The organism is Streptomyces sp. RGM 3693 (assembly GCF_050471125.1).
Lineage (GTDB): Bacteria > Actinomycetota > Actinomycetes > Streptomycetales > Streptomycetaceae > Streptomyces.
In genome coordinates this window covers 1,398,075-1,419,698 of record NZ_JBMPPQ010000003.1, presented here as the reverse complement: position 1 = coordinate 1,419,698, position 21,624 = coordinate 1,398,075, and the positions used below count along the sequence as shown (strand labels likewise).

The window sequence follows — 21,624 nt, the reverse complement described above, 5'->3', positions numbered from 1 at the left end:
GATGTCGTGCGTGGGCAGCGAGACAGGTGCGGATCGACTGGTGGATGACGGCCCAGAGGTCGGTGGTGCGTTAGGTGCCGATGCCAATCTGCACGCGGGTGACGGTCGTGGACAACTGGTTTATGGCTGGGATGAGGTCTTCGGCGGCACTGTTCGCAGCATGTGGACGCGGCCAGTTGCTCCGGGCTGGGGGTGCGCGGCCGAGGCGGGGCCGGGTGTCCCGCTCAGGGCGATCCGCTCACGCTGCTTGCCCCTCCCTTCACGAGGCGTTCCAGCAAGGGGCCGAGCACGGTAGGCGCCAGACGTCGGGCGTGCCACAGGGCGGTGGTTCCGCGTCCATGACAGCCGCCTTGGAGGCACCGTAGGCGCCGCCGGAGGGCACGGGTACCCACCCGGCAATCGAGGCCATCACCATCAGATCCCCAGCGCCACGGTCCGTCATGGCGGTGATCGTGGCGCGGGCAACGTGCACCGTGCCGAGGTAGTTGACTCGCCAGACCCGTTCGATATCTGCGCTGGACTGTTCCCGGAGCCTGCCGAGCCGTGCCACACCAGCACAGTGGATCACCCGGTCGAAGGGGCCCACTGCGCCCTGTGCCGCCTTGACGGACGTTTGCACCTGGTGCTCGTCGCTCACGTCGCATACGAACGGGGTGATCAGCGGGGAGGTCTCCGCCACCCGGTGCAGCCGGGCCTGGTCCACGTCGACCGCCGCGACGCGGGTGCCACGTGCGGACAGTGCTTCGGCGCAGTACTGGCCGATCCCGCTGGCCGCTCCGGTCACCAATGCGGCCGCGGGCGGTGTCGTCCGTGAGTCCATGGAGTGCCCTTCTACGGACGTGCCGCCGAAGCACTTGCGGGGCGCCGGAGGCGAAGGGGAGGAAGGAGTGGCGGGGTGGTTGGGGGCTCGTGGAGGCGCTGCAAGTCTCCGTCCTGGGTTGCCCGTTCACCGAGGTCGATTCCCCGCCCCCACTCGGTCATCGGCTTCAGCCACTCGCCGTAAACATTCGTGCGGCGAAAACACGGTACGCGTCCATGCGACGCATACCGTGCCAGGTCATTTAGTGATCGTTTATTGGAGCTCGGCAGGATGTGAAGTGTCGAGAAGGATCCTTCACAGGGGACGGTATGGCCAAGCTGTATCTGGAGAAGCTCAAGTGCGTCACGACTGAGGGCTGGAGCGGCTTCGATGAGCCGAGGCTGGTCGTCCAGGATCGCGGCACCGTGTGGAACGGAACGGTGCGGGGAGACCGGATGTTCACCGTCAAGTACGACTGCGACTTCACGGGGACGATTGCCGTCTCTCTCGGGGAGTCCGGCGCCACGGGCGGGGATGGCGAGTTCGGGGAGCAGTGGATCACGGATACGCCTGGTGAGCGCAGTCTGCGCTTCAGGGCGGATGGTGCTGAGTACCGGCTGCTGTATGCGGTGGAGTAGGCAGCTCGACCGGTAGCAGGGTGAGGCCCGCCGGCCCCGGTTGGAGTCCCGGCGTGGGTGGCCATGGGCCTTTCCTGCGGCGGGTTGAACTCGCTGACGTTCATCCGTGCACCCTTCTCGATCGGCATGCACGGCCGGGTTCACGGCTTGAGCGCGACGCCGGGCGACGGTTCGGTGGTTCGCCGGACCGTCGGCGGCCACGAGGTTCAGTGGGTCGTTGGCGGGGGCTTCGCGCTGGGCTTGGGTGAGTTGGGGCTCCGGCCCGGCCCGGCCCGGCTCGCCGACGCCGAGTTCGTCCGGGCGAGTTCCTGACGTCGTTGCGGGACTGAGGCCGGCCCACCGGCACCGGTCCGCGGGGCGACCACGCGGCGCGCGATCTTTGCGGCGGGGCCCGTTTACACCGGGGGGAGGGCTGTTATGGCATAGCTGTCGGGCGACATCCGTCCGGATGCGAGCCCGATGCCCCAGCAATTGCGCCACGGGAAGGAGCGTCACCGATGCCTCGTCAGCCCAAGATCGCCTTGCTGGCAGCCTTACTCACCCTGCTCATCGGCCTGGTCTGCGCCGCACAGGACCAGGCGGGCAAACCGCAGCCGCAGCCGCAGCAGGGAGTGGCGGCGAGAGCGGGGCAGGGGCAGATACCGGCGGTCAAGGCCGCGGGGACGTTCCGGAATCCGCTGAACACGGGGCCGGACCCCTTCATCACGTATGGGAACGGGGCTTACCACCTCACCACCACCCAGGACGACAGCATCAAGATGTGGAGCTCACGCTCGCTCGGCACGCTGCTCGACGCGGACCCGGTGACCGTGTGGCGGGACACCGACCCCGCACGTAACCAGCACGTCTGGGCGGCCGAGTTCTACCGTTTCGGAGACCGCTGGTACATGTACTACACGGCCGACGACGGTGTGGACGACCATCACCGGCTGTACGTCCTGGAGTCGGACGCCGGTGACCCGGCCGGGCCGTACCACTTCAAGGCGAAGCTGACTCCGCCCAACCACGCGAACGACTTCGCCATCGACCCCAGCGTCTTCCAGCACAACGGCAAGCTCTACCTGGCGTATTCGGGGCTCAACCCCTACCAGCACAACGGTCTGAACATCGCCCCGATGTCGAACCCGTACACCGTCTCCGGAGACGCGGTGGCCCTCAAGGCCGACGGGGGCTGCCCGGAGGTCCGTGAGGGCCCCGAGTTCCTCAACCGCAACGGCCGTACCTGGCTGACGTATTCGACCTGCGACACCGGCAAGCCCGACTACCAGCTGTGGATGCTGTCCCTGCCGGACAACGTCGATCCCCTGACGCCCGGCAACTGGCAGCAGCACCCCGGCCCGGTCTTCGGCCGCGATGACGCCAAGGGGGTCTACGGCCCTGGCCACCACGCCTTCTTCCGGTCACCCGACGGCACCCAGGACTGGATCGTCTACCACGCCAAGACGACCGCGGGTTACACCTACAGCAACCGTACGACCCGGGCCCAGCCGATCGGCTGGCACGCGGACGGCAGCCCGGACCTGGGCCGGCCGTTCGCCCTGGGCGCGACGCAGGACCTGCCTGCCGGTGACCCGGGCAACGGCAATTACTGGATCAATGACAACGGCCGTTCCAGTGGAGCCGGCAAGGTCTCCTACCAGGGTGCCTGGAACTCGGGGACGGGATGCGCGACCCAGTGCTTCTGGGGCGACGACCACTGGAGCGACCGGGCGGGCAACACCGCGACCTTCGCCTTCACCGGCACCCGCATCGCGCTGCTGTCCGTACAGGACACCGGCAACGGCATCGCGGCCATCAGCGTCGACGGAGGCTCCGAACAGCGCGTCGACTTCTACGGCGCGCCCCGGACGGGCGAGACGCTCCAGTACCTCAGCCTGCGGCTGCCCTCCGGCAGGCACACCCTGCGCGTTCGGGTCACCGGGGAACACAGCCCACTGTCCACCGCGTCCTTCGTGAGCGTGGACCGGGCCGAGGTCTACACCGACTGAGACCGCGCCGACGGCCTGACTGCCGTGGCGCGTTGGGTGGTTGGGCGCCGGATGCCGCTGCGGGCCTGCGCCGCGTTCATCAGAGAGGACGCGGTGGAGCCGCGCCCAGTCCCGGTCCCGGCCCCGGCCCCAGTCACGGTCCCGGCTCCACAGTCGATCGCGCCGGTCCAGGCCACGTACGGCCACAGTCGCACTCCCTGCGGGTTTCGCACCGCGACAGGTGGCCAGGAGCGTTGGCCGAGCATGCCCCACACAGGGCAGCGCGGAGAGGCTTTGGGCTGGAACCGACACCGGGCGACGTCACTGCGATGGCCCACGCCGACCGGCGAAACCGTCCGGCCGTGGTGAGGATGGGCGGGACAAGACGGGGGGAAGCGAAAGGGTCTGAATCATGTTCCGTTCGATTGCTACGGTACTGGCCGCCACCGCCTTCACCGGTCTCTTGAGCACCGGTATAGCCAGTGCCGCGCCCGACCAGTCACCGGCCCGTGCGGCCGTCACCCAACAAGCGAAGAGTGACCACGACGGCCACGGAGGCCACGAAGGCGTCGGCGTCGGCGGTGTCGGCGACGGCGGCCGTGACGTCGGCGTCGGTGTCGGCGGCGTCGATGCCCGAGGCACCGTCGGCGTCGGCGGCATCGGCTCCAACGGAAACGAAGGCGTCGGCGTCGGCGGCCTGTGAGGTTCTCGCAAGCTATTCCTTCCCGGCACCCGTCTCGTACGGGGGCCGGGATGTTGCGGCCGACGGCCGGCACGGGCGTCAGGCGGCGGAGTCGCGTTCTCGACGACGATCGCCTGTCCCGTGGAGTCGAGGAACGAGCGAGAGAAGCGGTCGCTCACGTTAGGGGGATGCGGTCGGGGAGGCGTGCCTGGCCGGGGCCTATGGCCGAGGCGGGTCCACGCGAACAGCGAGCCCGACCCGACCCAACCGAACACCAGAGGCAGCCAGCGGGGCAACCGGGCAGGTCGCGCCCGGGCGACCACCCTGACGGCGGCGGATCCGGCGAGCGCCCAGAAACCGGAGACAGCTCCCAGCACGTACCAGTCGGTGACCCGCTCGGCCGGGTGCGCGATTCCCATCGTGCCGCCGACCGCCCAGTAGAGCCAGACCAGCCCGACCGCCGCACCGACGGCAGCCGCCCATGGCGGCGCCGTGCGCGGGCCGTCGCCGACTCGCCCAGTGAACGCTTCTGGCCAGCGGCGCCTCAGACACGCGGGGACCACGAGGGCCAGCCCCAGCCCCATCCCCAGAAAGCTGAACTGGACCAGTACGCCTTCCCAGACCGGCATGGCCGGATCCTCGCTGCCGCCCTGTGAGCCGCCGCCCCCATCCAGGAGTGCACCGAGCACGCCGAACGGCAGTATCGAGGCGAGGAGCCCCGACCCCACCCACGCGCAGAACGCGACCAGCGCCCCCGGTATCCGCATCCCCCACGGCCGCACCAGAGCAAGCGCCAACGCGATCCCGATCGCGGCCATACCGACCGTGACGGTGTTGAGTACCACCCACACGACGAGTGCAGCCCCGCCACGCCAAGGGACTCAGTGCACGACCCGCCAACTCCCGAGGCGCTCAGTCACCTCACTCATAACCATCAGTTACAGGACAACTCTTACGGGCTCTCCCGCGATTGGTCACGAGGCGTGTTGGCCTGGCTCCTGAGGCAAGGGACCGCTACTCGGAGCCGCGCTAGTAATAGCCCTTCGTGCCGTCGAGCAACTCCCGGACGATGTCCGCGTGCCCCGCGTGCCGCCCTGTCTCCTCGACGAGGTGGATCAGCATCCAGCGGAGGTTGGCACTGCCGGAGCGGAAGTCAGGGTGTCGGCCGACGTCGTCCAGGGAGGCCGCGGCGACGATCTCGTTGCTGCGGGCGCACTGGGCCTCGTACTCCGCTAGGAGCTCGGCGAGGGGGCGGCCGTCGGTGTGCCAGTCGGCATCCTCGCTCGACTCGTCGAACAACGGGTGCTGCTTCTCGTCGCCGCCGAGGAACAGCACTTCCAGCCACAGGTGCTCGGTCCAGCGCATGTGGGAGATGAGACCGGCCATCGTCATGACCGGTGAGGTCGGGATGACCGGGCGGTGCGCGTCCTCGTCGCTCAGCCCCTCGCATTTCCAGCGCAGGATCTGCCGCTGCAGGTCCAGCCAGCCGATGAGCGCGGTGCGTTCGTCCGCTTGGAGCGGGGGGCGTTCCAGTTCCGATGTCATGCCGGCGCACGCTACCGGGGCGGTCGGGAAAGGACACTTGGATTTATGGGCTCTTCCGCGATTGACCAACCGCCTTGGCAATGGCTCCGGTGTTCGGACACCGGCTCCGGGATCGTGTCCGAACACCCCTTGCTGGAGGGGGACTTCCGTCCCGCTCGGTGAAGCCCGGCTTTCGTCATTCAAGCCGCCATCGCGCGTTGCGGGTCCCCCTTCCCCTCCGGTACTCCATGCGCCAGGACCAACTTGAGCAGGAGCACGACGGGGAGCCAGTTCAGACCGTCCGGGCCGGACAGGAGCGGAGAGACCATCGCGCCGGCCACGACGATGGCCAGGGCGATCGGCCGCTGCAGCCGTTGGGGCGCGGCCTCGACGGCGACGGCTCCGGCGAGGGCCCAGCCGTACCAGAGCATTCCCCACCACCAACTGCCGCCCGGGAAGAGGAAGCCGACGAGGACCGGCTGGATGTGGAGCCCGGTGAATCCCACCGGGTGGTGGACGAAGCGGATGTGCTTCGGGGTGCCCGCGGGCAGCGGCGAGTGGTAGAAGCTCTTCGCGGTGTCGAGCCCGTTGGCCACCACTCCCCCGACCAGGTCCCACACCAGGGAAACGGCGAGCAGCCACTGCCACCAGGCCCAGCCCGCATGGCGGTTGGCCACGCCCAGGGCCAGCGTGCCGAGCGCTGCCGTCCCGTGGGCCAGGAGCTTCTCCGTAGGTGTGGCACCGGCGCCGAACAGCCAGTCACGTCGAGGGGCTTCCATCGTTCCTCCATGGTCCTGCTCTTCAGGGATCACACGCACGCGGAGTCGCCGGACGGCGCCCGCTCCCCGGCCGGGGCCTCGTCCTTGCGCGCGCCCGGGAGGACATGGCGGACGCTGAGGACGGTGGCCAGCGCGATGACACCGCCGACCACGGGCACCGTCCCCTCCCCGGCCGCCGAGAGCGCGAGGCCGCCCACCGCACCGCCGATCGCGACCCCCAGGAACTGGGCGGAGAAGTGCAGGCCCAGGGCCTGGGACCGCTGCTGCGGCGCGAGTCCCGCGAGCCGCGTCTGCTGGCTGATGCCGCCCGACCACCAGGCCGCGCCGACGGCGAAGAGCAGCGGGAAGGAGACGACCCTGGACACGGCGGGCACGTGCACATACGTCATGAGGGTCAGAACCGCGAGGAGCAGGGTGATCAGGAGCAGCGCGGCGCGCAGCACGGTCGCGATCGGATGCCGGGCGAGCACCCGGCCGATCAGCCGCCCCGCGAGGAATCCGCCCGCACCGAAGGCGATCATCAGGGCGGCCACGCCGTCACTGCCGAGGCCGGTCGCCCTGTGCACCACGGGCGAGAGGTACGTATACACGGTGTACGCGGCCAGAAAGAGCCCGAGCGTGGTCAACAGGCCCCATCTGATGGGGGTTTGGCGCAGGAGGTTGAGCCGTCCGGCGGTGGCGGCCGTGGAGGTGGGGACCTCGGGGAGCCAGGCCCACACGGCGACCGCCGTGATCAGCGCGAGAGCGGTGACGAAGCCGAACGCGGCCCGCCAGCCGAAGGCCGCGCCCACGAGGGTGCCGATCGGAGCGCCCAGGGTGAGGGCGATCGCGTTTCCGCCGGCCGTCACGGCGATCGCCCGAGGCAGCTCCTCGGGCGGGCACAGGGCGGCGGCCGCCGCGGCCGCCGGGGCGGCGAACAGCGCGGCACCCAGCGCGGCCAGGACCCGCGCTCCGGCCAGGGTCGCGACATCGGGCGAGGCCGCGGCTGCCAGATTGGCTGCGGCGAATCCCAACGCGGCCCAGATGAGCAGCCGTTTGGGCCGCACGTTCTGGAACAGCCCGATTAACGGCGGCCCGGCCAGGGCGTACACGACTGCGAAGACCGTGACCATCTGCCCGCACACGGAGACCGTCGAATGCAGGTCGTGCGCGACGTCCGGCAGCACACCGGCGATCACATACCCTTCGGTTCCTACTGTGAACGTACCGAGGGCCAAGAGGTAGATTCGTGGATTCACGAGCCAACGGTACAACAGTTCTTGAACCTTTGGATACGGCTCAGGCGATCCCAACATCGCGCACGCCAAAGGCTGTTGAGCGAGTGGGCGGAAGGGCTGAACTGCGCGTGCGGTCAAGGTCCGCGCACCGCCGTGCAGGTCGCGGGCCCATGACAGCAAAGGTGATGGACATGGTTACCTTGAAGTCCGCCCGCCCGCCGCGCACGCTCCGGCATACACCCGACAGCATCCGCGCCCGTCACCACACGACCTCGCCAGGAGGTCGAAGAAGGCCGACCACCATGCGAGACACCTTCCACGCCGAGCTGGCCAACGTCAGCCTTGCCGACGCGATGCACGGTCTGAGCGATCCGCTCAGACTCCGGATCGTCGGGCTGCTCGCCCGCCAGGGCGAGACCGAATGCTCCGACATCTACAACGCCCTGGGCATCAGCAAGTCGAACGCCTCGCACCACTTCCGCGTACTGCGCGAGTGCGGGATCCTCCTACGCACCCACCAAGGCCAGCAGCAGAGCGCCCGGTTGCGCGCCGACGAGTTCGAGGCCCGTTTCCCCGGCCTGCTACGCGCGGTCCTGGACAACGTCGACCCGACCTGACCCACCCTCGTGAGGGGGTGCAGGTGGGAGCACCCCAAGGCCGGATAGTCGACGTTCGCGCAGGTCACGCAAGGGGTGTTGACGGGTTGCCGGTGTGGAGCAACGGAGCTCGTTGGTACAGGCAGCCGTCCAAGACGGCTTGTCCCGTAAGGAGCTCCGTTGCCCGTTCACGGCGTCTGGCTATTCGACCATGCTGCTGTCCTCGCAGACCTGAGAGGACAGCAGACCTGCACCTTCTGCCCTGACAGGCATTACGGGACAGCCTTTAGCTTGATCTTTAACCTTTGCGGTGTGGTCGAGGGGTCGTTGGCTTCTTCGCCCGGGGTTTGTTTGTGCCTGTTTTGCGGACTGTGTGGACGTCGTGGCGTGGGGTGGGGCGGGTGTTCTTCCGGCCTGGTGGCCGTCCGGGGCCGGGGCTGGTGAATTTCGGTGCTCTGGCTGGGCAGGCGGCCTTGGGACGCAGGTGCCGAAAGTCGCGGCGGACGCGAGCGGGGGTCAGCCTGTGCGGCTCACTGGGCCTCTCCCAAGGCCGACGCAGATCGGCCGCCAATGGCCGAGCGAGACGGAGTTGGGCATAGACCGCGAGGATCAACCAGGTCCACCGGTCTGCGGATTCAGGAGTGCGGATCTTCGGGCAGGTCCAACCCAGGGTCTGCTTGAAAAACCGGAAGGTGTGCTCGATGTCGAAGCGCCTCAGGAATGCCTGCCAGAGCAGGTCGACCTGGGCGGTGGTGGCGTCGGTGCCTGACCACCACAGCCATACCGGTTTCGGGGTGGCGCCGCTGGGCAGGCGGTCGACCCGCAGATGGATCACGGTCCCTTCGATGACGGGGAGGGTGCCCAACTGCGCCGACCTCGAACCGTCAGTGCCGTTACGCCGCCTGGTTCTGCATCCGCCGCCGGGGCAGGCGCAGCACCGGCCATCGATCCCAGTCAGCAGCTTCAGCTCCTGCACGACATGCCGCCTCGGCCACAGCCGCTTCCTCATGCGCGTGCCGTGGGCCCCAATCGTCGTAGACGTCGACGTAGCTGTAGATGTAGGCGATCGCGTCGGGTCCTGACGGGGCGCTACCACGGTCGGTGTCCTCTCCACGCACCGGCGGCAGCATCACCTGCGGCCGGTGCGACAGCGGGACGCTGATCACGGCCTTCCGAGAATGAGCCGCGGGACGATGCCGCCGGAGCGGTTCAGTACTCCTCGGTTTCGGCGAAGCCCGTGTCGTTGCCTGCGTCGAAGGCGTCGGCGGCAGCGGTCGGGTCGAATCCGGGCGGGCTGTCCCTGAACGTAAGGCCCATGCCGGCCAGCTTCGCCTTGACCTCGTCGATCGACTTCGCACCGAAGTTGCGGATGTCGAGCAGGTCCGCCTCGCTGCGCGCCACGAGCTCACCCACGGAGTGGACGCCCTCGCGCTTGAGGCAGTTGTAGGAGCGGACCGTGAGCTCCAGCTCCTCGATCGGCAGCGCCAGGTCGGCCGCCAGCGCGGAGTCCGTCGGGGACGGGCCCATCTCGATGCCCTCGGCTTCGGCATTCAGCTCGCGGGCGAGGCCGAACAGCTCCACCAGGGTCTTACCGGCCGAGGCCATCGCGTCGCGCGGGCGCATCGCCTGCTTGGTCTCGACGTCGACGATCAGCTTGTCGAAGTCGGTGCGCTGCTCGACACGGGTCGCCTCGACCTTGTAGGTGACCTTGAGGACCGGCGAGTAGATCGAGTCGACCGGGATCCGGCCGATCTCCTGGCCGACCTGCTTGTTCTGCACGGCGGAGACGTAGCCGCGACCGCGCTCGACGGTCAGCTCCATCTCCAGCCTGCCCTTGCCGTTCACCGTGGCCAGCGCCAGGTCGGGGTTGTGCACCTCGACGCCGGCCGGCGGCGCGATGTCGGCGGCGGTGATCAGACCCGGGCCCTGCTTGCGCAGGTACATCACGACCGGCTCGTCGTGCTCCGAGGAGACGACCAGCTGCTTGATGTTGAGGATCAGGTCGGTGACGTCTTCCTTGACGCCCGGCACGGTGGTGAACTCGTGCAGCACACCGTCGATACGGATGGACGTGACCGCCGCACCCGGGATCGAGGAGAGCAGGGTCCGGCGCAGGGAGTTGCCGAGGGTGTAGCCGAAGCCCGGCTCCAACGGCTCGATCACGAACCGGGAACGGCACTCCTCCACGATCTCTTCGGTGAGAGAGGGACGCTGAGCGATCAACATCAGGTGTTGCCTCCAGTCTTCGGCACCCGCTATTTGATGCCGGCCCATCGGACGGCAGTCCGATGTCGGTAGGGCCAAGGGTAGGGGCGATGCGGGCCACCGGCGGTATGCCTCGCGCAGGGGATCAGCAGGTGATCAGCAGGTGAGGGTTGGCCGAGCTGATCAGCGCTTGACCATCCCCTTCTGGCAGCGTCTCGGCCGCCCCTGTCCAATGCGGGTCGGAGGGAGGCGGAGGCCAGAACAACGACGACCACCAAGAGCGGCTGCTTGACGTGGGGCCAGGCTCGGAGCGTGAGGGCACAGGCCGCAAGCCGGCCCGGCCACGACAACGCACGACCGGCGGGGGCGCGGCCGGGAGGGCAGACACGGCGTGCGAGGTGGACGACGAACCGCAGCAGGACCGGCCGCGGCCTACAGCACCACCCCCTTCCACCACCTGTAGGCCAGTAGGCCATCCCCACCCGACACCCACACGTCCCAGCCGCGGGCAAGGGCGCGCAGGCGGCCCACATGCCTACGCACCCGTGGGCCACCACAACGGAACAACGGACTCATCGGCTGCTGTCACCGCGGACCATCAAAGTGCTCCCGCTAGGGCGTTCTGACGGCTCTTGCTGGGGTGGTGGATCGGTGCTCCGGCTGGGCAGGTGCGTCGTTTGGTGCGGCGACATGAGCTCACGGATGCGCAGTGGCAGAAGATCGAGGCTTTACTGCCCGCCAACGGCAAGCCCGGAGGGCAGTGGGCCGATCACCGCACAGTGAACGGCACCGCCGCTGACGCCACCGCAGTGCCGTCGAGCGATGCGTCAGCAAATGGAAACAGCATCGCGCTGTCGCCAGCAGGTACGACAAACGTGACTACATCTTCAACGGCACCCTGACTGCCAAGAGCCATCAGAAACGGCCTAGTACTCCAGCAGCGGTTCGTGTCCTGGGCTGCTTCTTCTTTTGTAGTGGCAGTGTTGGGCGGTTGCCTGGCGGTGTCTGCGCCAGTGGGACCAGGTCAGTGCGTGATCTCGTGGATGGCGGTGTGGTGTTCGGTGGGGCAGGAGATGTTCCAGGAGCCGGCGGATCTCCGCCACGGTGAGTGGGATGGTTCTGCTGGTGAGGTCGTTTCTGCAGCCCCTTTTGAGGCGTCGGCGGCGAGGCCGGCGAGAAAGGCGTGGGCGAGCATGGCCAGGGTGACGTGGCGGTACCAGCCCACGTAGCGGCGGACTTCGTACTCGTCCAGGCCGCATTCGTTCTTCGCGGCCTGGAAGCACTCCTCGATCGTCCAACGCATACCGGCGACCCGGGCCAGATCAGCGACAGTGCAGACGACTGGGGCGTAGGCGAAGTAGTAGGCGATCTCGTCCGGGCGGGTCAGGCTTCGGCGGGCCAGGACCCAGCGGTGATGGGTGGGCTCATCACCGTCGAAGAAGCTGATGGCCGGAAGTCTGGCACTCGCCCAGTCGTAACGGCGCGGGCCTTTTGCACCGTTGCCGCAGGAGAGCCGCTGCCAGGCATCCTCCGGAGCCTGCCTGATGAGCTCGTCGATCCTCCAGGAGCCCGCCAGGGACTTGACCTGCTGCGACTTGGGCACCGCGACCACATAGCCGACACCGAGTTCCTCAAGTAAGCGCCGGAACTTCCACTCCTGGCCGTAGGCCTCGTCCGCCGTTACCCACTGGGCAGGCAGGCCCGCTGCCAAGGTACGGATCACGATCGACTTCGCAAGCTCGCCCTTGGTTGCGAACCCTCTCTCGTCAGGGATCTTCGCCGCCCGGCAGCGTTCCCGGTCACTCGTCCAGGCTTTGGGGAGATACAACTCCCGGTCCACCAAGGCCCGTCCATGCTCGGTGGCGTAGGCGGCGAAGACTCCGATCTGGCAGTTGTCGATCTTTCCGGATGTGCCGGTGTATTGCCGTCCCACGCCCGCGGACGTGGTGCCTTTCTTGATGAATCCGGTGTCGTCGAGGATGAGCACACCGCCGGGGCCGAGCTTCCCGGCAACGTAGTCCCGCACATCGTCACGGATCTCATCCGCGTCCCAGACGCTCGAGTTCAAAAGCCGCTGGAATCCGTCCGGGCTACGGTGACCTGCGTATTCAGCCAGCTGCCAGCCGTTCTTGCGGGCCACCGGAGCCAGCAGTCCACGCAGGTAGTCCCGCATCCGCCACCGCAGATCCGCCCGAGCGAACCGACCCGCCACCCGAGCAAACACCGACTCCAACTCAGCGGCCCAGGCCGCACCATCCGTCATCCCCACCATGCCCAGTCAACGATGAACTACAGCTCAGGACACGAACCGCTGCTGGAGTACTAGCTGCCCAAGGAGCCCGCGTGCCGACCACACTCACCCAGCTCAACGCCGGCCGGCAGCTCACCGCCCTGCGTCACCCGATCCCCTGCAAGGGCACAGCTACCGTGCTGCGGCAGGGCCCTGCCGCAGAGCCCGGCCAGGCGCCGGACTGGCTCCTGTTCCTGTGCACTGAGTAGCTGTTGTCTTTTCGATCTTGAGCAGTGCTGGTCGAACTCGGGTTCCCGGTTGGGTGATCCTGCCGTGGCGAGAGCATGAAGGTAGGGCCTCCTGAACAGCTCGTGGGTGTCGAATCCATAGAGCATCAGGAGGCCCCGGTGCCGCAGTCTTCCGTGTCGTTGGCCGGGCAGTCCAACTCGGCTGCTCTGTCGTGTGATTGCCTCGCGCACGTGTACGGCAACGCGGCTGACCGATCCGAGCGGCGGCGCCGGTATCCGACGGACATGACGGACGCGGAGTGGGCGGCCATCCGGCCACTGCTGCCGGTGCCGGGCTGGATGCGTGGCCGGGGCGGTCGGCCAGAGGCGTACTGTCATAGGACGATGCTGGACGCGGTTCGCTATCTCGTGGACAACGGCATCAAGTGGCGCGCGATGCCGGCCGACTTCCCGCCGTGGGACCGTGTGTATGCGTTCTTCCGTCGCTGGCGCGACCACGTGCTGGTCACGGAGTTCCACGACCGGCTGCGGGATCGCCTGCGCGAGACATTGGGCCGGGATGCCGAGCCGACCGCCGGGGTGATCGACTCGCAGTCGGTCAAGGCGGACGCTGTCGTCGGCTCGGACAGTCGCGGCTTTGACGGCGGGAAGCTGATCAACGGGCGCAAGCGGCACGTCGTGGTCGACACGCTCGGGCTTGTGCTCGGCGTGATGGTCACCGCCGCGGACACCGGCGACCGCGCCGCCGCCCAGGTGCTGCTTGAGCAGGTGACCGCCGCGCACCACCGGCTGGCCCTGGTCTGGGCTGACGGCGGCTACACCGGCAGCCTCGTCGAGTACTGCCTGGCCGCGCTGGCCCTGGTGCTGGCGATCGTCAAGCGCAGCGATGACATGCGTGGCTTCGTGGTGTTGCCCAAGCGGTGGATCGTCGAGCGCCTCTTCGCCCACCTGATGCGCACCCGCCGCCTGGTGCGCGACTTCGAGCGGCGCACCACCAGCGCCGAGGCGATGGTCTACTGGTCGATGATCCTGCTCATGACCCGTCGCCTGGCGAGGCCACGCCCTGCGCGAGGGTGAAGCGGCCCGGCGCCGGCTCGGCCAGCCAGCCGCGCGCGACCAGGCGTTTCGCCTTCGACCGTAGTGCCTCCACCCGCGCCGGCACCACGTCCATGCCGAACGCTTGGGTCATCTCCTGGCAGGTCAGCGGCCCTTGGCCGAGCCGGTGCCGGTCCGTGAGAGTCTGCAGGATGCGCTGGTAGTCCACGGACAGCGCCGACCAGGCCAGCCCTTGGTGCCACACCGGCACCTGCGACTTTGCCTTCGCCGCATCCCGGGGCGTCGGCGGCGCGTCCGCATTCTGTGGATCCGGGGTGACCTCCATGCCGGCGATGCTGCCGCCATCCGGAGCCAGCACCGTATCGACCCGCCTGCGGGCGATCACCCACTCCTGCCATTCCACTTCGGCCGCGGCGAGTTCGGCCTGGATGCGGTCGGCCTCCTCACGCAGCCCGTCGACTCGACGGCGAGCGGCGGCCTCTTGCTGTTCCAGCAGTCCGACGACCGACGGCATCCACAACCTCCCAAGGAGCAATGACACGACACGCCACCACTCCCACCGGACCGCCACTGCTATGCCCGACCAGCGAAAACGCCGTCCTCAAGCGCGAAAAGACAACAGCTTCTGAGCACTCCGAAACCTACCGGACTGGCCCGGGGCCGTGGCCGACACCGCGGACCCGCTGACGCTGTCGTGCGGGGGCGTACTGGACTACCGGACCACTGAGCAAGTCCTCCAGTCGCATGCTGACCTGTGGCTCACGTCGGTGACCGGGGTGGATCCGGCGACGTGCTCCGGCGGGTGGCCCGAGGTCCTGGACCAGGCGCACCGCGTCCTCTCCGAACGCCTGGCGGCAGCCGGCGGCGAGGGCGAGACGCTGAACAGCATCACGATGATGCTGCGTATGGCAGCTGAGTACGCGGCGGAAGGCGATCCGTACCAGGCGACAGTTCCCCTCGGGTACTGCGAGACGCTCTTCCGAAAGCTGTAGTCGCTGCTGCGCGCTCTTACCGGTGGCTGCACGGTGCTCTCATCCGCGCTCTCCACTAGGTGGAGGGTGCGGCCTGCCGAGACAGCGCGGCACTGCCGCTGCCCACGAAGTGGGTGCTCGACGCGTCCGGATTCGTCCACCAAGCCGACGTCGATCCGCTGCTGTACGCCAGTTCCATACGCGCCCAGCTACAGGCGGTCGGCCGGCTGGCTCTGTCCACGAGTTGCGACAGCAGATGTTCATCGCACCTAGCAGCGCGTGGACGGCGGCGTGTTCGATGTTCATGAGAAGTGACAGCGGCCGTGAGGCGGCCGGCCCAGCAGTCGCCTCCGCCGGTCGAGGACTGATCCACGATCACGGCCTGGTGGCCAGCCAGATGGTCACGGCCGCGGTAACGGTGAGCCCGGCGTTGAGTGCGATCCGGCGGTCCTCGCCAGTCAGGTGGACGGTGATCGCGCCGGTCTGCAGGAGTACGAAGCCGATGGCCGCGGCCGGCGCCAGCGAGGGAGCGATGCCGGTCAGCGGCGGGAGGATCAGGCCGGTCGCGCCGAGTATTTCGACCGTCCCCAGCGCCCTGAGGGCCGGCAAGGGTATGCGGTCGACCCAGGCCATCATCGGTCGGAGTTGATCGCGGCTGCGGATCACCTTCAGCGTGCCTGCGTAGAAGTAGAGGAGCGCGAGTAGTCCCGCGACGATCCAATAGGCGATGTTCATGGTTCCCGTTCATGGGCCACCGGTTCACGGGGACCCGTCGATTGCGTCGCTTGCCAGAAGAGCGCTGGTGAAGGCCCGGCCCGTCGTCCGAGGGACCCGGACGGGCGCCGAAAGGCGGCAGCGCTACCGCCTGCCGGTCGAAAAGAGGGTGGCCGGGCGGGCTGTGCCGTCGGCTTCAGACGAGGTCGGTGGCAGGCTCGGTCGCGTAGCGGCTCATCGCGTCGATGTTGGCCTGTGGCGTCAGCGACTGGCCGGACGCGAGCACCTCCTGAAGGTCTCGGAAGTACTGCACGTACAGGTCGGGGGTGAATGTGCTGAGCATGACGGCGGGTTGGTCGGTCAGGTTGGCGAAGGTGTGCGGGGTGCCGGGCGGAACGATGACGAGCGTCCCCGCGGTGGCGTCGTAGTCCTCGTCCCCGACGGTGAACCGCACGGTGCCGGAGAGGACGTAGAAGCCCTCGTCGTGTTGGCCATGGCGGTGCTGCGGCGGACCCTGCGTGTGCGGGGCGAGGACGGACTCGGCGATCGCGAGGCGGTGCCCGGTGTGGCTGCCGTCCTCCAGAATGCGCATGCGCGTGGTGCCCAGAACGATCGTCTCGCCGTCGCGGGGACCCACCACTGATACGGCGGGGTCGGCCTGCGGCTCGCTGGTCTTCGCTTTTTCGGTCATGTTCACGAGTGCACCGCCGGGACCTCGCCGGTGTCCAAGACCCATTCAGCAGAGCCGATACCTCATGGGTATCGGTGCAGCGTGGAGCTACAAACCTTGCGCTACTTCGTGGCGGTCGCCGAGGAACTCCACTTCGGCCGGGCCGCCACCCGACTGCATATGAGCCAGCCGCCGCTGAGCCGGGCGATCAAGCAGTTGGAAGCCGAGGTCGGGGCTCTGCTCTTCGCCCGCTCGACCACCGGCGTCACGCTCACTCCGGTGGGCGCGGTGCTGCTCGACGAGGCGCGAGCCCTACTCGACCACGCCGACCGCGTCCGGGTACGCGTGAGCGCAGCAGCCGGCGTCGCGACTATCACCGTCGGCATCTTGGGCGACGGCACCGAACCGGGAGTGGCCAGGCTGGCCGCGGCCTACCGCCGAAATCACCCCGGAGTCCACCACGATTCGCTAGATATGACCCTTTTATGCCGTTCCGTTTCAGGGGTACGAGCCGTATCCGCCAACCCCGGCCCGACACCGCCCCACCCCGAACCGCCACCCTCCTCAATCAGCCCACAGGCCCGGATCCTCATCCCCATCGAGCCCTGCGAACGCATCGAAATCCCCCTCGGCCACGAAGTCGCCGGCAGCATTCACGTACCCGCCGTGTCCCGGCTCAAGATCGCGTGCGGACCGCCCCCTCGTCCTGTGGGGCAGCGTCCCGAGGGGTTCGCGCCTGCGCTCCGATAATGGCTCCTGTCTGACCAGCTGCATGATGCGCCGGCGCATCGCAACCTTCAGCCGTAGCTCCAGAACACACCGCGAGGGATGGACGCGGAAGTAGGCGATGTCGTCATCGGTGATCCCGGCGTCGTCGAAGATCCGCTGGAAGACGACCGCGCGACCGGCGCGGCCGAGCGCGTGGTTGAGGAGGTCGGCTCCTGCGCGCAGTTGGAATTCGGGACGTTCGGGGAGTTCGGGTTCGGTCACCGCTGCGGTCCGGCCTGGTGTGTGCCGCCTTCGGCCTGTACCGGCCGCCAGGCGGGGTCACTCTGGTGCTGGGCGTCGGCGGCGATCTGCATCCAGCCGTGCTCTTCGGCGAACACGCCGCCGGTGGCTTCGGTGAGGGCCCTCTCGACGATGTCGCGCAGCCGTACGGGTCCGGCTTTCAGGACCGGGTCGACCAGGACGAGGGGAGTGCCGTCTTCTTCGCTGCCCTCCCAGTCCCAGTGGCCTCCGGCCGTGTGCAGGATCGTCTCGCCCAGGTAGGCGGCCAGAGCCAGGGTGTAGAAGGCGATCCTGGATCCGTGGCCTTCGGCCGCCGTCTGCGCCTGGTAGGCCAGGGCGGCGTCTTCCAGAACGGGAAGACTCGCGGGGCTGTAGTCGAAGAGGAAACCGTCGGGCAGCGCGGGACCGTCGGCGGCCTGGAGCTTGCCGACTTCGACGTCCCGGCGCATCAGCCAGAGGGCCAGGAGATCGCTGTCGCCGCCGTCGCGGCCATGGTCCGTTGTCATGGTCCCTAACCCTACGGGCCGGGCCCTGGACCCCAAGTGGGTTGTGTAGGTGCGGTGTTGGGCGCGCGGCGGGGCGTGGATCTGGTGTTGTTCGCGGGGTGTTGGTGGTCAGGGGGCTGGGGCGTGAGTGCAGCAACGGGGGCCGTGCACCACGCCCGCCCGGTGAGGCCACGTACCGCCCTGGCGCTCTACTTTCTGCCCCCATGAGGGACCGATCAATGCACTTTGCGATACGCGCACGCAGCCGGTTCTGGCTGCGTGCGGCGGCCGTCGTGCTCGGCGTGACCGTGCTGACCGCAGGCCCGCTTCCCGTTCCGGATGGGACCGGCGTGGCCGTTGCGGCGGCCCCGGACCGCTGCATGGACCGCTACGGCACGAGCGCGACCCCACCGGCCCGGTACACGCTGCCCGGCTACAAGCCGGCGGGACCGGGCCAGTGGAACACCCCGGGTGCCCCGGACACGTTCTACCCCTATGACAACTTGGCGCTCGGGTACGGGGACCTGCAAGACCCGGGCGAGATCCACATTCCCGAGGGGAAGACGAAGAAGGACTACGACTGGGGCACTCCAGAGCACTCCAAGCTCTCCTGGGAGGAGAACCAGGCCAACCCCAAGGCCGACAAGCGGTACGCGGGCACCTACAACGAACCAGGAGCGGAGGGCTCGACTTCACATCATTCCGCATCTGGGTCAGGTCCCGCTAAGGAACATCACGGCAGCGGACCTCCGTGCGTACACGGCAAAGTTGGAGGCCACGATGGCCTCGGTCGGTTCCCAGCGAGGCATTCTGTCGGAGCTGTCCAGCATCCTGGAGGCCGCCGTTGACGACAGGCGGTTTGCCAGGAACCCCGATGCATTCGAAGTCCGTGAAGTGGCCCAAGGCATCTCAGGAACGCCGCGAGGCTTGGTTGTTGGAGGCCGCGCTGCGAGTTCGTGACGTGATCAGCCCGCGGAACAGGATCGCCGTCATGCTTGGTCTTGGGTGCGGCCTGCGTCAGGGCGAGGTGTTTGGGCTGAGCCCGGAGGACATCGACCATGGCAGGGGCGTGCTTCATGTGCGTCGCCAAGTGCAATCCATCGGCGGCAAGTTGTACTTTGCGCTCCCCAAGGGCGGGAAGACTCGTACCGCAGACATGACCTCCTCTGTCGCATAGGAGCTGATGGAGCATGCAGATAGGTTATGGAGCATGCAGATAGGTTTTCGTCGGCGGAGGTGGAGCTCCCGTAGGGAAGGCCGGAGGGGGGCTGGAAAGCGGGCATCATCACGCTGCGCCCCAAGGGGGTGAAGCCGTGGCAGTGGCAGGCGGCGCCGAAGGATGGGTTTCACGTGCTGCGGCACACCTACGCCTCCCTCTTGTTGGAGGCAGGGGAGTCCGTGGTGACGGTCGTGCGGTGGCGCGGGCACTCATCCCCGTCCATCACGCTCGGTTACTATGCCCACTTCATGCCGGAGGCTGGAAGCAAAGGTCGAACCGCCATCGACGGGCTGCTCGGGCGAGACGGGTGAATCGGAGCGCGAGCTGATTCTCCCCAGGGCCAATCGGGGGTGATTGCCGGGCGTGAACCCCTTTGACGCCAGCCATTGAATCTAAGGAAAATTGCCAGTGGGTCCTGAGAAAGCTTTGAGGGAGGTGGTTGCGACTCGCTATGTCACGCCCTTGCGTGAGGGTGGGTCGCTCCCGGGGCTCGTCGAGGGGGACGACCTCGGTACCTACATCATGAAGTTCACCGGCGCCGGGCAGGGGCGTAAGACGCTGGTCGCGGAGGTCATCTGCGGGGAACTGGCGCGACGGCTCGGGCTGCGGGTGCCGGAGCTGGTGCAGATGCAGCTCGATCCGGTCATCGGGCTGAGCGAGCCGGACCAGGAGGTCCAGGCGCTGCTGAAGGGCAGCGGGGGGCTGAACCTAGGCATGGACTACCTCCCGGGGTCGCTGGGGTTCGATCCGCTCGCCTTCGAGGTGGGTGCGCGCGAGGCGGGCCGGGTGGTGTGGTTCGACGCGTTGATCAATAACGTGGACCGGTCCTGGCGTAATCCCAATCTGCTGGTGTGGCACGGTGAGTTGTGGCTGATCGACCACGGTGCGGCGATGATCTGGCACCACAACTGGCCGACCGCGGAAAGGTCTTCGGCCCGGCCGTACGACGCTTCCGATCACGCGTTGGCGACGTTCGGTCCGGATGTCGCGGCGGCGGCCGACGAGTTCGCCCCGCGGATCACCGAGGAGCTGCTGACCGAGATCGCCGCGGCCGTTCCCGACGAGTGGCTGGACGGTGAGCCCGGTTTCGACTCGCCGGACGAACTGCGCGGGGCGTACGTGCGCACGCTGCTGGCCCGGGCGCGGACCATCAGCGACCACATCACCGTCGGGGAGCCGACAAAGGACAAGCCGTCGCAGGCGCCGCAGTGGCTGACGGGGAAGTTGCCGCGGAGGGCTGTGAAGTGAGCGGACTGCACAACGGGCGCGACGTCTTCGAGTACGCGCTGCTGAAGGTCGTCCCGCGCGTCGAGCGCGGGGAGATGATCAACGCGGGGGTGGTGGTGTACTGCCGTGCGCGGCGGTTCGTCGAGGCCCGTACGCATCTGGACGAGGCCCGGCTGCTGGCGCTGGACCCCACGGTGGACGTGGCCGGTGTACGGGCCGCGCTGTGCGCCGTGGAGGGCATCTGCGAGGGCGGCGCGCGGGCCGGGCAGGCGGCGGGGGAGGACCCGGGGCAGCGCTTCCGGTGGCTGATCGCGCCGCGCAGCACCATCGTGCAACCGGGCCCGGTGCACACCGGGCTGACCGCCGATCCCACGGTGGAGGCGGAGCGGCTGCTGGAGTTGCTGGTGCGGTGAGCGCGGGATGAGCGCGCGGTTTGCGGCCGGTGTGCGGTGGTGGGGCGTTGACAGGGGGTGGCCGGGCTTCTAGCGTCAGCTCTGCTGAGGCTACTAAGCGGTTGCTCACCCGGATCGGGGGCGGACCGCCGGTCCAGGTGTTCGAGGTTTCGATGATCGAGGGTGAGGAGAACCCGCATGTCCACCACCGAGCAGCGTGTTGCCATCGTGACGGGCGCGGCCCGCGGCATCGGCGCGGCCACCGCCGTCCGCCTGGCCACCGAGGGCCGTGCCGTTGCCGTACTCGACCTCGACGAGGCAGCCTGCAAGGACACCGTCGGGAAGATCACCGCGGCCGGTGGCAAGGCCCTCGCGGTCGGCTGTGACGTCTCGGACAGCGACCAGGTGGCGGCCGCGGTCGAGCGGGTCGCGGCGGAGCTCGGCGCACCCACCGTCCTCGTCAACAACGCGGGCGTGCTCCGCGACAACCTGCTGTTCAAGATGAGCGACAGCGACTGGGACACCGTCATGAACGTGCACCTGCGCGGCGCGTTCCTGATGTCGCGGGCCTGTCAGAAGCACATGGTGGACGCCACGTTCGGGCGGATCGTCAACCTCTCCTCCAGCTCGGCGCTCGGCAACCGCGGCCAGGTCAACTACTCGGCGGCCAAGGCCGGTCTCCAGGGCTTCACCAAGACCCTCGCCATCGAGCTCGGCAAGTTCGGCGTCACCGCGAACGCCGTCGCCCCCGGCTTCATCGCCACCGACATGACCGCCGCCACCGCCGAGCGGGTCGGGATGGAGTTCGAGGACTTCAAGGCCGCGGCCGCCTCCCAGATCCCGGTGCAGCGCGTCGGCAACCCCGACGACATCGCCAACGCCGTCGCCTTCTTCACCGGAGAGGCGGCCGGGTTCGTCTCCGGCCAGGTCCTGTACGTCGCCGGCGGCCCGCTCTGCTGACCGCCGTACCGACCGCAGGAGCACAGGAGCAGGAGAA

At 68.3% G+C, this 21,624-nt stretch carries 24 protein-coding genes and 2 pseudogenes; 13 read left to right on the top strand and 13 right to left on the bottom strand.

Going from position 1 to position 21,624, the window contains the following annotated elements; genetic code table 11:
• Positions 1–259: 259 nt before the first annotated feature.
• Positions 260–820 (bottom strand): SDR family NAD(P)-dependent oxidoreductase, encoded by a 561-nt coding sequence (locus tag ACO0M4_RS34715; RefSeq protein ID WP_430375053.1) that lies wholly within the window; start codon positions 818–820, stop codon positions 260–262.
• A 308-nt stretch (positions 821–1,128) separates the two neighbouring features.
• Between ACO0M4_RS34715 and ACO0M4_RS34710 the strand changes: the two genes are divergently transcribed.
• The 4 genes from ACO0M4_RS34710 (at position 1,129) to ACO0M4_RS34695 (ending at position 4,107) form a co-directional block, all read left to right on the top strand.
• On the top strand, positions 1,129–1,437 hold the full coding sequence (locus ACO0M4_RS34710; protein ID WP_430375052.1) for a hypothetical protein: 309 nt from the start codon (positions 1,129–1,131) through the stop codon (positions 1,435–1,437).
• A gap of 57 nt (positions 1,438–1,494) precedes the next feature.
• The gene (locus ACO0M4_RS34705; protein ID WP_430375051.1) at positions 1,495–1,749 is read left to right on the top strand and encodes a hypothetical protein; all 255 of its coding nucleotides are present in this window, start codon (positions 1,495–1,497) and stop codon (positions 1,747–1,749) included.
• Between the two features lie 185 nt (positions 1,750–1,934).
• Positions 1,935–3,425 carry a glycoside hydrolase family 43 protein gene (locus tag ACO0M4_RS34700; protein ID WP_430375050.1) on the top strand — a complete coding sequence of 497 codons (1,491 nt, stop codon included), beginning with the start codon at positions 1,935–1,937 and terminating at the stop codon, positions 3,423–3,425.
• 391 nt (positions 3,426–3,816) lie between these two features.
• The gene (locus ACO0M4_RS34695; RefSeq protein WP_430375049.1) at positions 3,817–4,107 is read left to right on the top strand and encodes a hypothetical protein; all 291 of its coding nucleotides are present in this window, start codon (positions 3,817–3,819) and stop codon (positions 4,105–4,107) included.
• A gap of 1,008 nt (positions 4,108–5,115) precedes the next feature.
• Here ACO0M4_RS34695 and ACO0M4_RS34690 read toward each other — a convergent pair.
• The 3 genes from ACO0M4_RS34690 to ACO0M4_RS34680 all read right to left on the bottom strand — a co-directional run bounded on the left by ACO0M4_RS34690 (position 5,116) and on the right by ACO0M4_RS34680 (position 7,627).
• On the bottom strand, positions 5,116–5,631 hold the full coding sequence (locus ACO0M4_RS34690) for a DinB family protein (RefSeq protein ID WP_430375048.1): 516 nt from the start codon (positions 5,629–5,631) through the stop codon (positions 5,116–5,118).
• Positions 5,632–5,810: 179 nt separating this feature from the next.
• Entirely contained in the window at positions 5,811–6,389 is a 579-nt protein-coding gene (locus ACO0M4_RS34685; protein ID WP_430375047.1) for a hypothetical protein, read from the bottom strand.
• A 29-nt stretch (positions 6,390–6,418) separates the two neighbouring features.
• Entirely contained in the window at positions 6,419–7,627 is a 1,209-nt protein-coding gene (locus ACO0M4_RS34680) for an MFS transporter (RefSeq protein WP_430375046.1), read from the bottom strand.
• A 281-nt stretch (positions 7,628–7,908) separates the two neighbouring features.
• Between ACO0M4_RS34680 and ACO0M4_RS34675 the strand changes: the two genes are divergently transcribed.
• Positions 7,909–8,223, top strand: coding sequence for an ArsR/SmtB family transcription factor (locus tag ACO0M4_RS34675; protein WP_430375045.1), 315 nt, complete (start codon positions 7,909–7,911; stop codon positions 8,221–8,223).
• Between the two features lie 277 nt (positions 8,224–8,500).
• On the opposite strand, the pseudogene ACO0M4_RS34670 reads toward ACO0M4_RS34675, so the two are convergent.
• From ACO0M4_RS34670 to ACO0M4_RS34655, 4 genes and pseudogenes are all read right to left on the bottom strand, one after another.
• Positions 8,501–9,079, bottom strand: a pseudogene (locus ACO0M4_RS34670) (NF041680 family putative transposase); the annotation flags it as partial.
• A gap of 16 nt (positions 9,080–9,095) precedes the next feature.
• On the bottom strand, positions 9,096–9,368 hold the full coding sequence (locus tag ACO0M4_RS34665; protein ID WP_430375383.1) for a hypothetical protein: 273 nt from the start codon (positions 9,366–9,368) through the stop codon (positions 9,096–9,098).
• Between the two features lie 43 nt (positions 9,369–9,411).
• The gene (locus tag ACO0M4_RS34660) at positions 9,412–10,428 is read right to left on the bottom strand and encodes a DNA-directed RNA polymerase subunit alpha (RefSeq protein ID WP_430375044.1); all 1,017 of its coding nucleotides are present in this window, start codon (positions 10,426–10,428) and stop codon (positions 9,412–9,414) included.
• Between the two features lie 1,003 nt (positions 10,429–11,431).
• The gene (locus ACO0M4_RS34655; protein WP_430375043.1) at positions 11,432–12,670 is read right to left on the bottom strand and encodes an IS701 family transposase; all 1,239 of its coding nucleotides are present in this window, start codon (positions 12,668–12,670) and stop codon (positions 11,432–11,434) included.
• Positions 12,671–12,750: 80 nt separating this feature from the next.
• On the opposite strand from ACO0M4_RS34655, the gene ACO0M4_RS34650 reads away from it, so the two are divergent.
• Both ACO0M4_RS34650 and ACO0M4_RS34645 read left to right on the top strand, forming a co-directional pair.
• Positions 12,751–12,906, top strand: coding sequence for a hypothetical protein (locus ACO0M4_RS34650; RefSeq protein WP_430375042.1), 156 nt, complete (start codon positions 12,751–12,753; stop codon positions 12,904–12,906).
• Between the two features lie 264 nt (positions 12,907–13,170).
• A complete protein-coding gene (locus ACO0M4_RS34645) occupies positions 13,171–13,962 on the top strand; it encodes an IS5 family transposase (RefSeq protein WP_430369028.1) in 792 nt (263 codons plus the stop codon).
• On the opposite strand, the gene ACO0M4_RS34640 is transcribed toward ACO0M4_RS34645, so the two are convergent.
• Positions 13,919–14,455 (bottom strand): hypothetical protein, encoded by a 537-nt coding sequence (locus tag ACO0M4_RS34640; RefSeq protein ID WP_430369027.1) that lies wholly within the window; start codon positions 14,453–14,455, stop codon positions 13,919–13,921. The genes ACO0M4_RS34645 and ACO0M4_RS34640 overlap by 44 nt on opposite strands.
• 148 nt (positions 14,456–14,603) lie before the next feature.
• Here ACO0M4_RS34640 and ACO0M4_RS34635 point away from each other — a divergent pair, with 148 nt between their 5' ends.
• Positions 14,604–14,933: a hypothetical protein gene (locus ACO0M4_RS34635; protein WP_430375041.1), complete on the top strand. Its 330-nt coding sequence runs from the start codon at positions 14,604–14,606 to the stop codon at positions 14,931–14,933.
• A 354-nt stretch (positions 14,934–15,287) separates the two neighbouring features.
• On the opposite strand, the gene ACO0M4_RS34630 is transcribed toward ACO0M4_RS34635, so the two are convergent.
• Both ACO0M4_RS34630 and ACO0M4_RS34625 read right to left on the bottom strand, forming a co-directional pair.
• Positions 15,288–15,647, bottom strand: a complete 360-nt coding sequence (locus ACO0M4_RS34630; protein ID WP_430375040.1) for a DoxX family protein — start codon at positions 15,645–15,647, stop codon at positions 15,288–15,290.
• Between the two features lie 175 nt (positions 15,648–15,822).
• Positions 15,823–16,317, bottom strand: coding sequence for a cupin domain-containing protein (locus ACO0M4_RS34625; RefSeq protein WP_430375039.1), 495 nt, complete (start codon positions 16,315–16,317; stop codon positions 15,823–15,825).
• Between the two features lie 81 nt (positions 16,318–16,398).
• Here ACO0M4_RS34625 and ACO0M4_RS34620 point away from each other — a divergent pair.
• Positions 16,399–16,752: pseudogene (locus ACO0M4_RS34620) on the top strand (LysR family transcriptional regulator); the annotation flags it as partial.
• Between the two features lie 108 nt (positions 16,753–16,860).
• On the opposite strand, the gene ACO0M4_RS34615 reads toward ACO0M4_RS34620, so the two are convergent.
• Together ACO0M4_RS34615 and ACO0M4_RS34610 are read right to left on the bottom strand one after the other, a co-directional pair.
• Complete coding sequence (locus ACO0M4_RS34615) at positions 16,861–17,286, bottom strand: hypothetical protein (protein ID WP_430375382.1); 426 nt, start codon at positions 17,284–17,286, stop codon at positions 16,861–16,863.
• Positions 17,283–17,810, bottom strand: a complete 528-nt coding sequence (locus ACO0M4_RS34610; protein ID WP_430375038.1) for a hypothetical protein — start codon at positions 17,808–17,810, stop codon at positions 17,283–17,285. The genes ACO0M4_RS34615 and ACO0M4_RS34610 overlap by 4 nt, the downstream gene beginning before the upstream one ends.
• 853 nt (positions 17,811–18,663) lie before the next feature.
• Between ACO0M4_RS34610 and ACO0M4_RS34605 the strand changes: the two genes are divergently transcribed.
• The 4 genes from ACO0M4_RS34605 to fabG all read left to right on the top strand — a co-directional run bounded on the left by ACO0M4_RS34605 (position 18,664) and on the right by fabG (position 21,587).
• Positions 18,664–18,966 carry a hypothetical protein gene (locus ACO0M4_RS34605; protein ID WP_430375037.1) on the top strand — a complete coding sequence of 101 codons (303 nt, stop codon included), beginning with the start codon at positions 18,664–18,666 and terminating at the stop codon, positions 18,964–18,966.
• A 468-nt stretch (positions 18,967–19,434) separates the two neighbouring features.
• Positions 19,435–20,256, top strand: a complete 822-nt coding sequence (locus ACO0M4_RS34600) for a HipA family kinase (protein ID WP_430375036.1) — start codon at positions 19,435–19,437, stop codon at positions 20,254–20,256.
• Positions 20,253–20,648: a DUF3037 domain-containing protein gene (locus ACO0M4_RS34595; RefSeq protein ID WP_390021307.1), complete on the top strand. Its 396-nt coding sequence runs from the start codon at positions 20,253–20,255 to the stop codon at positions 20,646–20,648. Before ACO0M4_RS34600 ends, ACO0M4_RS34595 begins: the two co-directional genes overlap by 4 nt.
• A 177-nt stretch (positions 20,649–20,825) precedes the next feature.
• Positions 20,826–21,587: a 3-oxoacyl-ACP reductase FabG gene (gene fabG, locus ACO0M4_RS34590; RefSeq protein ID WP_430375035.1), complete on the top strand. Its 762-nt coding sequence runs from the start codon at positions 20,826–20,828 to the stop codon at positions 21,585–21,587.
• The last annotated feature ends 37 nt before the right edge of the window (positions 21,588–21,624 follow it).

Bases quoted from the DNA above. Each gene is read 5' to 3' on its own strand.
- ACO0M4_RS34690 (WP_430375048.1), bottom strand. From the start codon at position 5,631: ATGACATCGGAACTGGAACGCCCCCCGCTCCAAGCGGACGAACGCACC.
- ACO0M4_RS34605 (WP_430375037.1), top strand. From the start codon at position 18,664: ATGCATTCGAAGTCCGTGAAGTGGCCCAAGGCATCTCAGGAACGCCGC.
- fabG (WP_430375035.1), top strand. From the start codon at position 20,826: ATGTCCACCACCGAGCAGCGTGTTGCCATCGTGACGGGCGCGGCCCGC.
- ACO0M4_RS34710 (WP_430375052.1), top strand. From the start codon at position 1,129: ATGGCCAAGCTGTATCTGGAGAAGCTCAAGTGCGTCACGACTGAGGGC.
- ACO0M4_RS34630 (WP_430375040.1), bottom strand. From the start codon at position 15,647: ATGAACATCGCCTATTGGATCGTCGCGGGACTACTCGCGCTCCTCTAC.
- ACO0M4_RS34685 (WP_430375047.1), bottom strand. From the start codon at position 6,389: ATGGAAGCCCCTCGACGTGACTGGCTGTTCGGCGCCGGTGCCACACCT.
- ACO0M4_RS34660 (WP_430375044.1), bottom strand. From the start codon at position 10,428: ATGTTGATCGCTCAGCGTCCCTCTCTCACCGAAGAGATCGTGGAGGAG.
- ACO0M4_RS34715 (WP_430375053.1), bottom strand. From the start codon at position 820: ATGGACTCACGGACGACACCGCCCGCGGCCGCATTGGTGACCGGAGCG.
- ACO0M4_RS34625 (WP_430375039.1), bottom strand. From the start codon at position 16,317: ATGACCGAAAAAGCGAAGACCAGCGAGCCGCAGGCCGACCCCGCCGTA.
- ACO0M4_RS34700 (WP_430375050.1), top strand. From the start codon at position 1,935: ATGCCTCGTCAGCCCAAGATCGCCTTGCTGGCAGCCTTACTCACCCTG.
- ACO0M4_RS34640 (WP_430369027.1), bottom strand. From the start codon at position 14,455: ATGCCGTCGGTCGTCGGACTGCTGGAACAGCAAGAGGCCGCCGCTCGC.
- ACO0M4_RS34655 (WP_430375043.1), bottom strand. From the start codon at position 12,670: ATGACGGATGGTGCGGCCTGGGCCGCTGAGTTGGAGTCGGTGTTTGCT.
- ACO0M4_RS34695 (WP_430375049.1), top strand. From the start codon at position 3,817: ATGTTCCGTTCGATTGCTACGGTACTGGCCGCCACCGCCTTCACCGGT.
- ACO0M4_RS34645 (WP_430369028.1), top strand. From the start codon at position 13,171: ATGACGGACGCGGAGTGGGCGGCCATCCGGCCACTGCTGCCGGTGCCG.
- ACO0M4_RS34675 (WP_430375045.1), top strand. From the start codon at position 7,909: ATGCGAGACACCTTCCACGCCGAGCTGGCCAACGTCAGCCTTGCCGAC.
- ACO0M4_RS34610 (WP_430375038.1), bottom strand. From the start codon at position 17,810: ATGACAACGGACCATGGCCGCGACGGCGGCGACAGCGATCTCCTGGCC.